Annotated in this window: 10 protein-coding genes and 1 other RNA gene; 8 read left to right on the top strand and 3 right to left on the bottom strand. The window is 55.0% G+C overall.

Annotated features, from left to right (window positions below; translation table 11 throughout):
* Window positions 1-73: 73 nt before the first annotated feature.
* Window positions 74-430: a transfer-messenger RNA gene (gene ssrA, locus Q7U71_01395) on the top strand.
* A 141-nt stretch (window positions 431-571) separates the two neighbouring features.
* On the opposite strand, the gene Q7U71_01390 is transcribed toward ssrA, so the two are convergent.
* Window positions 572-2,230, bottom strand: coding sequence for a tetratricopeptide repeat protein (locus Q7U71_01390; GenBank protein ID MDO9390410.1), 1,659 nt, complete (start codon window positions 2,228-2,230; stop codon window positions 572-574).
* Window positions 2,231-2,527: 297 nt separating this feature from the next.
* Between Q7U71_01390 and Q7U71_01385 the strand changes: the two genes are divergently transcribed.
* The 7 genes from Q7U71_01385 to Q7U71_01355 all read left to right on the top strand — a co-directional run bounded on the left by Q7U71_01385 (window position 2,528) and on the right by Q7U71_01355 (window position 9,786).
* Complete coding sequence (locus tag Q7U71_01385; protein ID MDO9390409.1) at window positions 2,528-3,076, top strand: SET domain-containing protein; 549 nt, start codon at window positions 2,528-2,530, stop codon at window positions 3,074-3,076.
* 82 nt (window positions 3,077-3,158) lie between these two features.
* Window positions 3,159-3,380 (top strand): DUF167 domain-containing protein, encoded by a 222-nt coding sequence (locus tag Q7U71_01380; protein MDO9390408.1) that lies wholly within the window; start codon window positions 3,159-3,161, stop codon window positions 3,378-3,380.
* Window positions 3,377-3,907 (top strand): hypothetical protein, encoded by a 531-nt coding sequence (locus tag Q7U71_01375; GenBank protein ID MDO9390407.1) that lies wholly within the window; start codon window positions 3,377-3,379, stop codon window positions 3,905-3,907. Before Q7U71_01380 ends, Q7U71_01375 begins: the two co-directional genes overlap by 4 nt.
* Window positions 3,895-5,250, top strand: a complete 1,356-nt coding sequence (locus Q7U71_01370; protein ID MDO9390406.1) for a radical SAM protein — start codon at window positions 3,895-3,897, stop codon at window positions 5,248-5,250. The genes Q7U71_01375 and Q7U71_01370 overlap by 13 nt, the downstream gene beginning before the upstream one ends.
* A gap of 61 nt (window positions 5,251-5,311) precedes the next feature.
* Complete coding sequence (locus Q7U71_01365; protein ID MDO9390405.1) at window positions 5,312-6,088, top strand: carbon-nitrogen hydrolase family protein; 777 nt, start codon at window positions 5,312-5,314, stop codon at window positions 6,086-6,088.
* 137 nt (window positions 6,089-6,225) lie between these two features.
* Window positions 6,226-6,453, top strand: a complete 228-nt coding sequence (locus Q7U71_01360; protein ID MDO9390404.1) for an SPASM domain-containing protein — start codon at window positions 6,226-6,228, stop codon at window positions 6,451-6,453.
* Between the two features lie 189 nt (window positions 6,454-6,642).
* The gene (locus Q7U71_01355) at window positions 6,643-9,786 is read left to right on the top strand and encodes a FlgD immunoglobulin-like domain containing protein (protein ID MDO9390403.1); all 3,144 of its coding nucleotides are present in this window, start codon (window positions 6,643-6,645) and stop codon (window positions 9,784-9,786) included.
* Between the two features lie 111 nt (window positions 9,787-9,897).
* On the opposite strand, the gene Q7U71_01350 is transcribed toward Q7U71_01355, so the two are convergent.
* Together Q7U71_01350 and Q7U71_01345 are read right to left on the bottom strand one after the other, a co-directional pair.
* Window positions 9,898-13,743: a tetratricopeptide repeat protein gene (locus Q7U71_01350; GenBank protein ID MDO9390402.1), complete on the bottom strand. Its 3,846-nt coding sequence runs from the start codon at window positions 13,741-13,743 to the stop codon at window positions 9,898-9,900.
* A 334-nt stretch (window positions 13,744-14,077) separates the two neighbouring features.
* The coding region (locus Q7U71_01345; GenBank protein ID MDO9390401.1) for an aminotransferase class I/II-fold pyridoxal phosphate-dependent enzyme at window positions 14,078-15,075 on the bottom strand (998 nt) is incomplete at its 5' end.

Raw genomic sequence — 15,075 nt, 5'->3', positions numbered from 1 at the left:
AATAAAAGGGGGGCGACACTTCGACAAGTTAGGCAAGGAGCATTTCTCAGTGCGGGGGAGTAATCAAATACTAGGGGGCGACAGGTTTCGACGGTAAAGAAAGGGTTTAAGTGGCATGCCGAGAAAGTCAGAGGGCTCGTTAAAATACTGGCAACGTCATAATTGACACTTACAACTACGCTCTGGCAGCTTAATTTTAGCTGCCATGCCGCTGCAGGTCCCCGCCTATCGAATCTGCAAACGGCATCGCAAAGATGGGCTGGTCAGTAACGCCCGGCCCGGGCACTACTGATGAGACTTACGGGCTGCTCTCTTTAGGGATCGTGTTTGTGCGAGACCTTTAGGGAAAAGACCAAAACACAAAACAAGCATGTAGAGGCTTAGGTTCTTACCTTATCGGACGTGGGTTCAATTCCCACCGCCTCCACCATATTGGCTCCAGAGTGTGGCAATAGCCCCGCCAACGGCGGGGCACCATAAAAACCCCCGCCGGGATATTCCGGCGGGGGTTTTCTAAGATAAAAAGGCAGCCGGACGGCTGCCTTTTTTATTTACCAGCGGAAGAAAAGCCTTACCCGGGCAGGGCTGAAAGCGTTTCGATCATCCTGCCGTATTCATAGAGGGGCGTTTGACGATAGAGATCCTTCAGCGTGTCCATGGCCTGTTCCCGGTACTTTCCGGGGTCTTCGTTCAGGCCCAGGTGGTACAAAGCATAAGCCCTTTCCTGGATGGTCTTGGCCTGGGACAGAAGGTCAACCAGCCCTGCCACGGCAGTCTCCATGCCTGCTGTCCCCAATCCGGCCAGATGCAGGCGGCAGCGGTAGGCCAGCAGGTTCTGTTTATTGCTTTCCGCCAGGATCAAAGCCTGCCGGAAATCTTCTACGGCTTCATCCGGCGCAGGCCGGTCCAAAAGCAGCTCCCCCCGCAGGAACAGGTATTCGCCGGTAAGATCGTCCGCATGGATCTTGCGGCACAAGGCCAGGGCCTTCTCGATATCCTGGAGGGCGGCAGTTTTGCGGTCGGAGCGGAGATGAACCCTGGCCATCGTTCCCAGGGCCTCCGCCGCCAGGTTGTCGTCCCCCATGGCCTGGGCTCCGGCCAGGCTTTCCTCCAGCAGGCCGGCCGCTTGGTCCCGGTGCCCGGTATCGTTCTTTAACCTTCCCAGCATGTGCTGGGCCTGGGCCACCAGCATTTTAAGGCCGTGTTTCCGGGAGAGTTCCAGTTTTTGGTCCAGGTAGATCAGGGCCGTCCGGTACCTTCCGATGCGCAGGAAAAGCTGCCCCACCCCTCCCCAGGCTATGGCTGTCATCCGGGGGTTGCCCAGCCGGCGGCTCAGCCGCAGGCTGTGGCCCAGATGCCGCAGGGCGGTCAGCGGCCGGTCTCTTCCAATGTCGACAAATCCCAGGTTGCACCGGGCCATGGATTCACCGTACCGGTTCCCCAGCTGGAGATGGATCTCCAGGGCTTTCTGGTACAGGGCCTCCGCCTCGTCGTACCGGGAACGGTTGATGTAGGCGGTCCCGCAATTGATGAATCCCTGGGCCAGGCTCTGGCGGTTGCCGCTGCGGGAGGCTATGTCCAGGCTCCGCTTATGATGCTCGATGGCTTTTTCCCAGTGGCCCAGATTTTCCATCACCAGCGCCAAGTTGCTGACCGCCAGGTCTGTGAATGTCACGGACCCGTGCTTCTCGGCTATGGCCAGCTCCGCCTCGAAATAGTCACGGGCCCGGTTGAGGTCGCCCAGGTGCAGGCAGATGTGACCCAGCCCGTTGTAAGCCCTCATCTGGTCTGTGGCCTGGCCGGTCTGCCCGGCCAGGTCCAGGCTGCGCTGGAAATGGGCCAGGGCGGTCTGGTAATCGGATTGCCCGATGTAGATATTGCCGATATGCCTCAATACCTGCGCCAGCAGGCCCGGCTGCTCCAGCCGGGTGAAAACGGCAGCGCACTGGTCAAGGCGCGATCTGGCCTCGGCCAGCTCACCCTTTTGCTGCTGCAACAGGGCCATGTCCAGGGATGAAAGCGAGGTCTCCAGCTCGTTGCCTGATGCTTCCGCCCACTCCAGGCATTTGCCGAAAGCCGCCGAGGCCTTCTCCCATCGGCCGATATGCAGGAATATTTTTCCCATATTCCTGGTCAGGTGAAACGGGAAAAACCTTTGGTTCCGGTCCTGGCCGGCCTTAAGCCAGTTTACCGAAGGTCTATAACGGTGTTTTTTTTCCGCGCCAGCCATAAACATCAAATTACATTCTCTGAAAGTTCAGGCTATGTTACCACAACAAACCGGTGGATTCAACTAATTTAAACCGGAAAAGCAGTAAATGTCTGTTGTTTTTTAATACGAACGCCCCGATCCGCCCCCCGGGGTCTGAAACAGGGGAAATGGTTTCTGCTTGTCAAAGCATGAATTGGGTATGCTCTGTAGCATAAATTAAGGGTAATAGTCACCACGGTTTTCTTTTTGCTTGTAATTAGGGCTTAAATTATATACAATTAAATCAATAAACAAAAATCATCGAGAGCAAGAGTTATGTTAGCTCCATTATTCAAAGTAAAAAAGATCAAGAACAAAGGCCAGGGGCTTTTTGCCAAGGCGTTCATCCCCCGGGGAACCATCGTGTTCTTTGAATGCCATGAATGCAAAGTTACGCCCAAAGCCAGTTTTCAAAAACTTTCCCCCGCCCAAAAGGAAAAGCTGCTGTTCCACGCCTACACCGTCAAGGACGGCTCGGTGGTGATGCCCTGCGGCGATTCCAAATACATGAACCACTGCTGCGATTCCAACATCCTGGACACCGGCCGGGGATACGACATCGTGGTCCGGGACATCCAAAAGGGCCAGGAGGCCACCTACGACTACCGGGTTTTTTATGACCAGGACTGGGGATTCCAGTGCGCCTGCGGCTCCAAGAACTGCTGCGGCACTTTCCGATGCCAGCACCCGCTGCCAAGGGGAGTGAGGGCCTTATGGGACAAGAAGATCAAGCCGGCCCAAAAACTTATTGCTAAAGTACCCCAGCCGCTGAAAGAAGAGCTTGTCAAGCATGAGCCAAAACACAAGGGGCTGTTTTATTCCTAAGGCTTTTTAACCTCTCCCTTCCCCTCCCCTCGAGGGGAGGGCAGGGTGGGGTTACTAAAAAATGCTGACAGAAGTAAATGTTATGCTGTTAAACATAAAGATCGTTCCCAATGCCAAGGCCGAGAAGCTGGTCAAAGAGGTAGACCGGTACAAGGTCTACGTAACCGCCCCGGCGGTGGACGGCAAAGCCAATCAGAGGCTGGTGGAGTTCCTGGCCGGGCATTTTAAGGTCAGAAAAACAGCCGTCACCATACTCCGGGGCCAGACCTCTCGTCTGAAAGTGGTGGAGATAAAAACCGAATGAATACCATCAAATATTCCCGTCTTATCCTGATCTGCCTGACCATGCTGGACGCAGGTTTCATCCTGCTCAGCGGGTTCATCATGCAAAGCCCGGTCCTGCTGATCAAGCTTCTGGGCATCGTTGTCCTGTTTGCCGCCACCATGGGCGCGGCCCTGATCAGCCGGGAGTGGGTGCGGCCGTCACAGGTCCGGGTTCAGGATGGCCAGGTCATCGTGCAATGGAACAACTGGGAACTGCGGGGCCGGCTGGCGGAGAGACTGTTGACGGAACAAAAGCCCAAAATGCTCAGACTCAGGGTTCAGGAATACAAGATCATATTGTACCCGGTGGGGCCGATGTTCATCCTGGCCGGGCTGCTGGCGGAGCCCATCAGACAGCGGCTGCCCCGGCTGCTGGACAAGACGTTTTTTTATAACCGCGATAAGCTGATATCTCAATTCTCTTCAGACCCGGGAACCAACGGGGTTCTGCTGGACATCCCGATAATATTATTGGGAAAAAGAAAGGTGAAAAAATGGCTTGGCTGAAGAACATATTCCAACGGGCCAGACCCCTGACCCCCGGGCTGTACCACTACCGGGGGCAGGAGGGCGACCGGTTCTTCCGGCTGCACCTGCGGATAGAGCCCGATGCCCGGGGGGTGCTGGTGATCAACGCCTCCAAGATCCTGCACCTTAACCAGACCGCGGCTGAACTGGCCAAGCATATCATAGAAGGCGACGATGCCAAAACTGCGGCGGAGCAGATGGGAAAACGCTACCGGGGGGTCAAGCCATCTGCGCTGGAGAACGACTTTAACCAGCTCAAGCAGAAGATCTTCGCCCTGGCCTCCACCGACGACGTCTGCCCGGTGACCTATCTGGATATCAACCGGATAGAGCCCTTCGAGACCCCGGTCAGCGCGCCCTACCGGATGGACCTGGCCCTGACCTACAAATGCAACGATGCCTGCGGCCACTGCTACCTGCCCAAGGACCGGATGCCCCAGGAACTCACCGCCCGGCAGTGGAAACAGATCCTTTCGAAATTGTGGGATACCGGGATCCCCCACGTCTGCTTTACCGGGGGCGAGGCCACCCTAAGGCCGGACCTGGTTGACCTGATCGCCTATGCCGAGGAGACCGGCCTGGTGACGGGCCTTTTGACCAACGGCCGGAAACTGAAGGACAAAAAACTGGTCAAGCAGATGACCGAAGCCGGCCTGGACCATTTCCAGATCACATTGGAATCGCACCTGGCCTCGGTTCACGATAAGATGGTGGGCAGCAAGGGGGCCTTTGAGGACACGGTCAAGGGAATAAAGAACGCCGTGGCCTCGCCGGTCTACACCATCACCAACACCACCCTTACCAGGCTCAACGCCAAGGGCATGGAAAAGACCATGGAGTTCCTTAAAAAACTGGGGATCACCACCATGGCCTGCAACGGGCTGATCTATTCCGGGAAGGGAGCCTCCTGCGGCCTGGGCTTTACCGAAGCCGAGCTGGTGCCGCTGATGGAGAGGATCCGGGAAAAGGCCCGGCAGCTGGACCTCAAACTGATCTGGTACACGCCCACCCAGTACTGCCAGCTGGACCCGGTGAATCTGGAGCTTGGGGTCAAGACCTGCACCGCCGCCCGCTACAACATGTGCGTGGAGCCGGACGGCAGTGTCATTCCCTGCCAGAGCTACTTTGCACCGCTGGGAAACATTCTGACCGATAAATGGGAGAAGATATGGAACGCCAAGCCGGCGGTGGATCTTCGCAATAAAGCATATCTGATGGACAAGTGCAAGGGGTGCCAGAAACTGCCGCTGTGCGGCGGGGGGTGTCCGATATACAATACGCAGAACGAAGTGCTGTGCGTGGACAGCAAGTCCAACGGGTGATTTAAAAGATAAAAGTGTTTTAACATAACAGGTGGTTAATCCATCATTGAAGGATTTTGGTATGAGAATAGGAACATTTCAATTCGCCGGGAATCACGATATAGAAAAAAACTACTTGGCAATCATGCGTGGTTTAAATAAAGCGATAGAACAAAATGTAGATGTATTATTGATGCAAGAATGTGCCTTGTGTGGGTATTATGAACAAATGATTGATGACGAAAGAATCTATGACCTAGGGAAGCAGGATATTTGCCAAGAAAGGATACAGCAGGCGATTGACAAAACAAATATTACCCTGATATTCGGCAGAATACAGAAATTGGGAAATGAAATATATAATGTGGTGGCAATATTACGTAAAAACAATACATGTTCGTATTATGCCAAAAGAGCATTATGGGGCTGGGATAAGAACAACTTTTCCAGAGGCAATGAGAAAGGTATTTTTGACACTGGGAATATAAGGTATGCTACAAGAATCTGCTACGAGGCAGAATTTCCCGAATACTTCAGGGAACTATTTATCGAAAAGGTTCCCATCGCTTTTGTTAGTTTTGCCTATACGGGAGAAAAGGATGATATTGATAAGTATGAATTAACCAAAGGGCATTTACGGACCAGGGCTTTGGAAAACTCAATGTTTATTATTTCTTCAAATAATACATCCAGATATCAATTGGGGCCAACAACCATAATAAACCCCTCAGGAAGAATTATTCAGATAGCAACTCGAACAGAAGAGGAATTGTTGGTGTTTGATTATGAGGATTATCCAATGACTTTTGGCAGACAAGGGATCATAGAAAATGCGGAATATCTATTAAAAGATAAATAGCGGAAGCAACCAGCAGCAATGCCAACTGGTAGGCAATATGCAAAGAAAAAGGAGCGGTCGTTGACCGCTCCTTTTTTTCTCTGATATCAGAAGTTCCAATTGACTCGCATGTAAGACCCGTGCAACAAGGGGCCTTAGTGTATCATCTAGGCCTAGTAGCCAACTGCGGTCTTGACTTCAAGGAAAGCGAGGTGGGTCAGCTACAACAGGTACGTGGAGCAGGAAAGAGGATATCATACCAGAGCTATTTTGCCTCGATAGGAAACATCCTGAACGGCAAGTGGGAGAAGATCTGGAACGCTAAATCGGCCGATGATTTACGGAGAAAGGCTTATTTGATGGAGAGGTGCAAAAAATGCCAGTAGGTTACGATACTTTGCATTAATACTTTTTAATCATGATTACATATCATATATCAACATATTCCATGGCAATGGTATATAACCTCTTAGATGTTATTGGATTTGACGTGAGTATTGGCATAAATATTGCATATATAATATCATAATACTCTACATTTAAGTCAAGGATTTCGAAATAAGGAGTATATTAAATTGAATAAAAATTATACTTGGCTGCTGGGATTGCTGACTTTTTATATGGCAGTGCCACTTTATGCCCAGCAAAAGCCCATTACTTCCCCCATGGTGGAAACGCCATTTAACGTGGGCCAGATTATCGAAAAGATATCGCACCATCCAATGCGGGAAGGAGAAAGGATCGTCATTAAAGACCAGTCCTACGAGGCCTTCTTTGATGAACGAGGAGTGACAATTAAGGCCCAGGATGCAAAAGGTAATGCCCAGGATATGGTTATACCGCTAAATACGTTTTTAGGCGGCTGCGGCCCGGAGATCCGAGATGGCAGGGTAGTATATCAGGGTTGGGATGGGGCGATTGCGTTTGAGGGAACCAGGCGGGGGTTGAGGTTTGTCGAAAATCTGTCTATGGGGGGTAGAAACCCTGATGTGTTATTTGCTGATACCTGGGCGGAAAGATATACAGGCAATGTGGTTGGCCTTACCCTTAATCCCTCAAAGTCATTATTAGAGGGGCCGGAGGTTGGTAAATCCGGCGAGTTTCTCTTAGATACCAACATAGTTTATGTATCGGCAGCTTATAACCAATGGTCACCTTCCATAGCCTTTGACGGCACCAATTATCTGGTGGTGTGGAAAGATTATCGCGGCGGTTCTTATGACATCTACGGTGCCCGGGTAAGCACTGCCGGGGCGGTGCTGGATTCTTCCGGCATTGCAATTGCCATTGCCACGGTAATTAATTATCAGTTCTCTCCTACCGTAGCCTTTGACGGTACAAATTATCTGGTGGTATGGGGAGACGGACGCAACGGTTCTTATGACATCTATGGCACCCGGGTAAGCCAGGCCGGGGCGGTGCTAGATGCTACCGGCATTGCAATTTCCACGGCAGCTGATGACCAGCTCTCACCTACCATAGCCTTTGACGGCACCAATTATCTGGTGGCGTGGCTAGACTATCGTAACGGCTTTTATTCTGATATCTACGGCGCCCGGGTAAGTACAGCCGGCGCGTTGCTGGATGCTTTCGGTAAAGCCATTTCCACGGTAGCTGATAACCAGGTCGAACCTTCCGTGGCCTTTAACGGCACCAATTATCTGGTGGTGTGGGAAGACTATCGCAATGGTTCTTACCCCGATATCTACGGCGTCTTGGTAAGCAAGACCGGTGTGGCACTGGATACGGTTGGTATCGCCATTTGCAAAGGAAATTTATACCAATACTCGCCTTTCGTAGCCCCTGACGGCACGAATTATCTGGTGGTGTGGGAAGACTTTCGCAATGGTTCTTATGACATCTACGGAGCCAGGGTAAATCAAGCCGGGGCAGTGCTGGATTCTTCCAGTATTGCCATTTGTACGGTAGCTAATCACCAATACTCACCTTCTATAGTCTTTGACGGCACTAATTGTATGGTGGTGTGGGAAGATTTACGCAACGGTTCTTATGACATCTACGGAGCCAGGGTAAATCAAGCCGGTACGGTGCTGGATACATTCGGCAAAGCCATTTCTACGGCAGCTTATTACCAGTTCGCACCTTCCGTAGCCTTTGACGGCACTAATTATTTGGTGGTGTGGGAAGACTATCGCAATGGTGCTTATGATATCTACGGCGCCAGGGTAAATCAAGCCGGCGCGGTGCTGGATGCTTCCGGCATTGCCATTTCCACGGCAGTTAATAGTCAAGGCTCTCCTTCCGTAGCTTTTAACGGCACAAATTATCTGGTAGCGTGGCTAGACTATCGTAACGGCTTTTATTCTGATATCTACGGCGCCCGGGTAAGTACAGCCGGCGCGGTACTGGATACTTTTGGCATCGCCATTTCTACGGCAGCTAATAACCAATCCTCACCTTCCGTGTCCTCTGACGGTACAAATTATCTGGTAGTGTGGCAAGACGGTTCTTTTTCTTTTAAAATCCGCGGTGCCCGGGTAAGCCAGGGCGGTGCGGTGCTGGATTCTTCCGCCATTGTCGTTTACCCGGCAGCTAATAACCAATTCTCACCTTCCATAGCCTTTGACGGCACGAATTATCTGGTAGTGTGGCAAGACGGTTCTTATGCTCCTAACATCTACGGCGCCAGGGTAAATCAAGCCGGCACGGTGCTGGATGCTTCCGGCATTGCCATTTCCACGGCAGTTAATAGTCAAGGCTTGCCTTCCGTAGCCTTTGACAGCACTAATTATTTGGTGGTGTGGCATGACAGTCGCAATGGTTCTTCTGATATCTACGGCGCCCGGGTAACCCAGGACGGAGCTGTGCTGGATTCTTCCGGCATTGCCATTTCCGCGGCAGCTAATAGTCAGAGCTCGCCTTCTGTAGCCTTTAGCGGTACAAATTATCTGGTGGTGTGGGAAGACAATCGCAACGGTTCTTATGATATCTACGGCACCCGGGTATATACCTCAGGGATTTTGGGGGATTCTTTTGCCATCACCACCCAATCGGGAAACCAGAGCCACCCGGCGCTTGCTAGTGGTCCGTGCGATCAAATGCTCATTGCCTATCAGGGTTGGGTAGACTACATCAACGGGCATCCGGCTAAAACCGATCGCATTTTTAGGATTTTGGTCAGCGCCAGCCCACTAGCGATCGAGGAATTGAACTTCACATCGACCCGGGTGAACAATGGCGTAAACCTGGAGTGGGCCACCCTGTCCTGGTACAACAGTTACAAGTGGGTGATCAAACGTTCGAGCGACGACCGGAACTACCAGGTCATCACCACGGTCCCCGGCTCGGCCAGCCCCAACGGGCAGAAATATAGATACACCGACCGGGTGGAGACCGCGGGGATCTACTACTACCAGTTGTTCGACGACAAAAACACCCTGAAGGGCGAGCTGATGGTGACGGTGAACCTCGTTCCGCTGAGCTACGAGCTATCACAGAACTATCCGAATCCGTTGCACAGGGGTTCCACCACGATCAGTTACGCGTTGAAGAACCCCGGCAAGATGAGCCTAGTGGTCTACAACATAGCCGGGCAAGTAGTGAAAACATTAGGGAATGAGAATCAACAGCCGGGTTACTACAGCATTACATGGGATGGAAGGGATGAATCAGGACAGAAAGTGTCATCAGGCATCTATCCCTATAGGATACAAGCAGGCGGGTATAACGATACCAAGAAGTTGGTAGTCCTTAAATAGCAAACGTGAAATAAAAAAAGGAGCGGTCGTTGATCGCTCCTTTTTTTATTTGATGTTATCAGAAATTCCAATTCACCCCGTCATAAAACCCATGCACGGAGGAAATAACCTTTAAGCCATAGCCTCCAGCGCAGTAGACCTCTGCCCCAGTTCTTTCAGCACTGCCAGCCCCGAGGCCTGTTCCATCCGGCGCTTGACGTCCCGGAAATCGGTCTGGTCCAGGTAGATCATCCGGTAGGCGGCCACCGCGGCGGCGTAATTGCCCAGGTATTCGTAGCACTGCCCCAGCAGATAGCAGACATCCATCTGGAAGCGGCTGAAGGGGTGCTCGGCCAGGGGCACGGCCCTCAGCACTTCCAGGGCCGAAACCGCCTCGCCCCGGCCCAGGAAGGCCCGGGCCAAAAGCAGCAGCCGGCGCCCGGCTGTCTCCTTGTCCTGGGGCTTAAAGGCCAGCAGGTTGATGGCGGTATCGTGCTTGCCCACCCCCACCAGTTTTCCGGCCAGGTCCAGCTTGCGGAACTCGTCGTCCGGGGCCTCCTGCAGGGCCTGGTAGGACTTGTCCACTTCAACCTGCATCCGGCGCAGGTTGAACCGGCGCAGGGCCCGGAAGACCTCGTCGGCATCGGGGTTCAGCTTCCGCACCTGGTCCATGATCTCCTCGGCCTTTTCCTCCTGCCGCAGGGCCAGATAACTTTCTGCCAGGTAGAACAGCACCCTGGTCCGGCGTTCCGGGTCCTCCACCATCTTCACCGCCCCCGAAAGCAGGTCCTTGGCCTGGGGGAACTTTCCCATTTCAAAATATATTATTCCCAGGGCCTCGTGTATCTCCGGCATATCGCGGTGCTGGGCCATCATCCTCTCGATGGCGGCGGCGGCCACTACCCGGCGGGAGGGATCCAGCTCCGAGACCCGCACCAGCCCCTCTATCGATGCTTTTATATCGCCGGCCTCGGCCAAAAGCCGGGCCCGGAAGAAGATCACCTCGGCCTGGTTGGGGTTTTGTTCCAAAACCTGGGCCAATGATCCCAGTATTTTTGGACGGTCCTCGGGACTCTGTTTCACCACCGCTTCGTATTCCGCCAGGGCCAGGTCATAGCGGCCGGCCCGGCACTGGAGCTCGGCCAGAAGGTAGCGGGCCGGAGCCGCCTGGGGAAACTGGCTGATCAGGGCCTGGAGCCGGGATGACACTTCGGCCGACTGGTCCTCTCTCAGCTCCAGTATCTGCCGCAGCATTTCCACGCTTTGTTCGGAGGCGTTCCGCTGGGCGTAGATCCGGGACAAAAGATAAAGGCCGGCGACATTTTCCTTGTCCCGCTGCAGCACCTGGCGCAGCAGCCCGACGGCCGGCTCGGCCAGGGCGGCATCCTTAGACAACGATTGTTCGATCAGCGCCACGGCCTCGTCCAAAGAGTCTTTGACCACCAGCGACTTGGCCAGGGCCATTTTCACCTGGGGCTGGTCCGGGTTCTTGGCCAGCATCTGGCGGTAAAAGGCCACCACCTGGTCGGCTATCTCCGGGGCCAGCTCCAGGGCCTGGCTTAAAGCGGAGGCGGCCGGGCCGAAATTCTGCAAGACCATGTTTATCTGGGCATCGGCCACCAGGGCCCGGTGATTGGCCGGGTCGGCGGTCTGGATATCCTTGATGTCCGCCAGGATCTTTTCGGCCCAGCGCGGCTCCCGCTGGGTCACGAACAGCAGTTCGTCCAGCGATCCATCGTATTTCTTAAGATGCATCAGGACCTTGGCCCGGGCATAATGACCGGGCAGGCTGGTGTCGTCGACCTCCAGCAGTTTGGCGATGTTCAGCAGGGCTTCATCAGAAAGGGAGCCGTCCAGCTCCGAGGCCTTCATCAATCCGCCGCCGGCCTTGGTCAGCTCGCCTTTTTCCAGATAGACCTGTCCCAGGCGCAGGTAAGCCTTGGCCGATCCGGCCCCGGGCCATTTGGCCACGATAATGTTGGCCTGGTCAAAGGCCTTGTCCAGAAGGCGCTGCTGGTATAAAAGCTCCATCTGCAACAGCTGCAGCTGCAGGTCATCGGGCTGCTGCCGCAGGAGCTCCTGCAGTTTGGCGCTGACCTGGGGTAAAAGCGTCTTGTCGCTGGAGGAGGCAGCCAGCAGGGCGGCGGCCATGGGCACCGGCTCGGCATTGCGCTGGTGCATTTCCGCCAGGGCCAGCTGCAGCTGACCGGCCCGGGGAAACTCCCGGACCAGTTCCATCAGGGAATTCTTGGCAGCTGACGAAAGCCCCGGCTGCTGGTGAAGCTTAGAGAACAAAACGGCGGCCGCCGGCTGCTCATCCGACCTGGCCCAGGCCGCGGCTTTGACCAATTGGACGGCCGGCTGGTCCTGGCCCTGCTGTTCCAGGCTTTGGCAGAGCTTGGCCAGGTTCTGGTTGAATTGGGGGCCGGCCTGGGGTGATACGGAATCCAGCAATGGCAGGAATTCCGGCCAGCCGGCGGGATTTCTTTTCCCCAGTTCGGCGCCCAGCATCACCACTTCCGCCAGTTTTTGGTTCTTTATCAGCAGTTCCATCAGCGGAGGGGCCAGGGCCGGGTCAAACTCCTTGGCCAGCAGGTTTTGCATTTTGGGCAGGGCTTTTTCCAGCCACTCACTCCCCAACCCCGCCAGGTACTGGTAAACCCTGGCCGCCTTCAGATTTTCCTGGCGCAAAAGATAGCATTCAGATAGAAACTCCAGGGCCAGGGGCTGATCCAGGTTCTTTTGCAGCAGCCCGTTGAGCTTTTCCAGTGCCATATCCACCAGGGTGGCGTCCTTGGAGACCATCTCCCTCAGCGACCTTACCACCTGGTCGGTCTGCCCGGCCGCGGAATAGGCGTCTATGATCCGGGTGGCGGCCTCCAGGTTCCCCGGAGATCTTTCCATTATCTGGTGATAGCGGGACAGGACTTCGGACAAAAGCTCCGGGGCCAGTTCGGCCACCCGGGCAAAGGAGGTCATGGCCAGCTCCAGCTTGGCGGCTTCCAGGGCGCAATCCCCCATGAACATGAACCCGCCGGTGTTCTGGGGGTCAAGTTTCAAGATCTCCCGCAGCTGGGCCAGGATGGTTTCCCGGTGCCTCTGGTCCAGCTTCCACAGCCTTTTGGCGGCTTCCAGTCCGGGCAGGGCCTGCTGTTTCTTGAGGTAGAGCTGGATGCTCAGGGCCAAAGCGCCAATGTTGTCCGGTTCTTTTTCCAAAAGGCTCTTCAACCGGTCTATCACCGACTGGGGGTCCTGGACCTTGGCCGCTTCGGAATAAAGCTCCAGGGCTTTTTCATTCTGTCCGGTCTTCAGCAGCACGTCGCCGTAGCGCATGGCCACTTCGGTCACCCCGGCCCCGGTGGCGGCTATCTGAAAGGCGGCTTCATTGACAGGGGTATGTTCTTCCGGGGACTGGGCTGCTATGGTGTCCAGCAGGTCAAAGGCCGGCAGGGGCTGGCCCTTGCGGTAATGAAGCAGGGCCAGGGTAAAAAGCACTCCTGTGTCCTTGGCCCTGGTGCCGGCCGGCTTGGCCGGACCCTGATAGCGGTCCAGTGATTCCTTGACCTTGCCGTAGCGGGAAAGCATGGCGTCGATGTCCCGGTCGGGCAGGGTCTTCAGTATCTTGACGGCCGGTTCAATGTTGCGCCGGGAGACGTTCATCTCAAAGGCCAGGTCACCCAGGTCGGAAGAGCGGTTGCCGTTGTAAAAAAGCTCCTCGGCCATTTCCAGCACTTCCTTGGAACGCGAAGGCACCAGGCTGACGGCGTTCTTTAAGGCGGCGGCGGCGTCTCGGCCTTTTTCATCGGCCAGATGGGCCCCGGCCAGGGCGGTAAGCAGTTCAAAGTCCTCGACATTGTTCTTGAGGCCGGAGGCCAGCAGCTCGGCCGCCTTGCCGGGCTTGCCTTCGGTCCTCAGTTTGTCGGCTTTCTGCAGTATCTGCTCTTTGGAAAGCAGGAAGAAATCGGCTAAGGGAGACATGGGACAAAAGCTCCGTAAGGGTGAAATTGATCATTTGATCCACGGCCTTCGTGTCGAAGGCCAACATTTAAACTTAACACAAGCCAATTTTAAAGTCAAGGATAAATCGAGGATTTATTGAAATAAAAAAGGGAGTGAACTCAACCCCACTTCGTCAGTCAAACGCAAGCCTTTCTCAGTGCTGGCTTTCACTTACCCTTCTCTTGTCAAGAGAAGGGGTGGGGGATGAGTTATAAATGATTCCTCCGCTGTAGTCCAATGTAGTCCAAACCATAAAGTAAAAAAGGAAGCCCGGATCCATCGGGCTTCCTTTTTGAAAGTAAACTTGTTTCGGTCAGATCAATCCCAGTTCCTTCCCGGCGGCCTTGAATTCCTCCAGCACCCGGTCCAGCTGGGCATCGGTGTGGGCGGCGGAAAAGCTGGTGCGGATCATCTCCCGGCCCTCGGGCACCGCCGGGGACATCACCGGGTTGGCGAAGATGCCGTGGTCCATCAGGTGCTTCCAGAAGGCGAAGGCCTTTTCCCGCGAGCCGATCATCAGCGGGATGATGGGGGTGCAGGCCGAGCCGGTGTCGTAGCCCAGGTCCTTAAACCCTTTCAGCATCTTGTCGGTGTTGTGCCAGAGCTTTTTGAGCAGTTCCGGCTCGTCCTGCAGCACGTCCACCGCCGCCGAGACGGCCGCGGTCAAAGCCGGGGGCAGGGCGGCCGAGAAGATCATGCTCCGGGCAAAATGCTTGACGTAGTCGATCACCTCAAAATCCCCGGCCACCACTCCGCCGATGGCGGCGAAGCTCTTGGAGAAGGTGCCCATGATCAGGTCGGTCTCCTTCTCCAGACCAAAATGCTCGGCGGTGCCCCGGCCGTGGGCTCCCAGCACCCCCAGGGCGTGGGCGTCGTCCACCAGCAGCCGGGCCCCGTGCTTTTGGCAGACCTTGGTGATGCCGGGCAGGTCGGCGATGTCGCCCTCCATGCTGTAGACGCCGTCCACGATCACCATCTTTCCCTTGCCGTGGTCCAGTCCCTGCAGCACCCGGTCCAGGCTCTGGGCGTCGTTATGCTGGAAGCGGCGCATCGGTGAATAGGACAGCCGGCAGCCGTCCAGGATGGAGGCGTGGTCGTATTTGTCGGTGATCAGGATGTCGTCCTTGGTCCCCAGGCAGGAGATGACGCCCAGGTTGGTCTGCATCCCGGTGGAGAAGACCAGGGCCGCCTGCTTGTTGAGGAACTTGGCCAGCTTGGCCTCCAGCTGGTTGTGCATGTCCAAAGTGCCGGTGAGGAAGCGGGAGCCGGTGCAGCCGGTGCCGAACTTCTCGATGGCCTTGATGGCCGCTT

This window comes from bacterium, from assembly GCA_030655055.1.
Taxonomy (GTDB): Bacteria; Edwardsbacteria; AC1; order AC1; family EtOH8; genus UBA5202.
The sequence above is the reverse complement of the archived record's forward strand: the minus strand, read 5'-3'. Positions and strand labels throughout refer to the sequence as shown.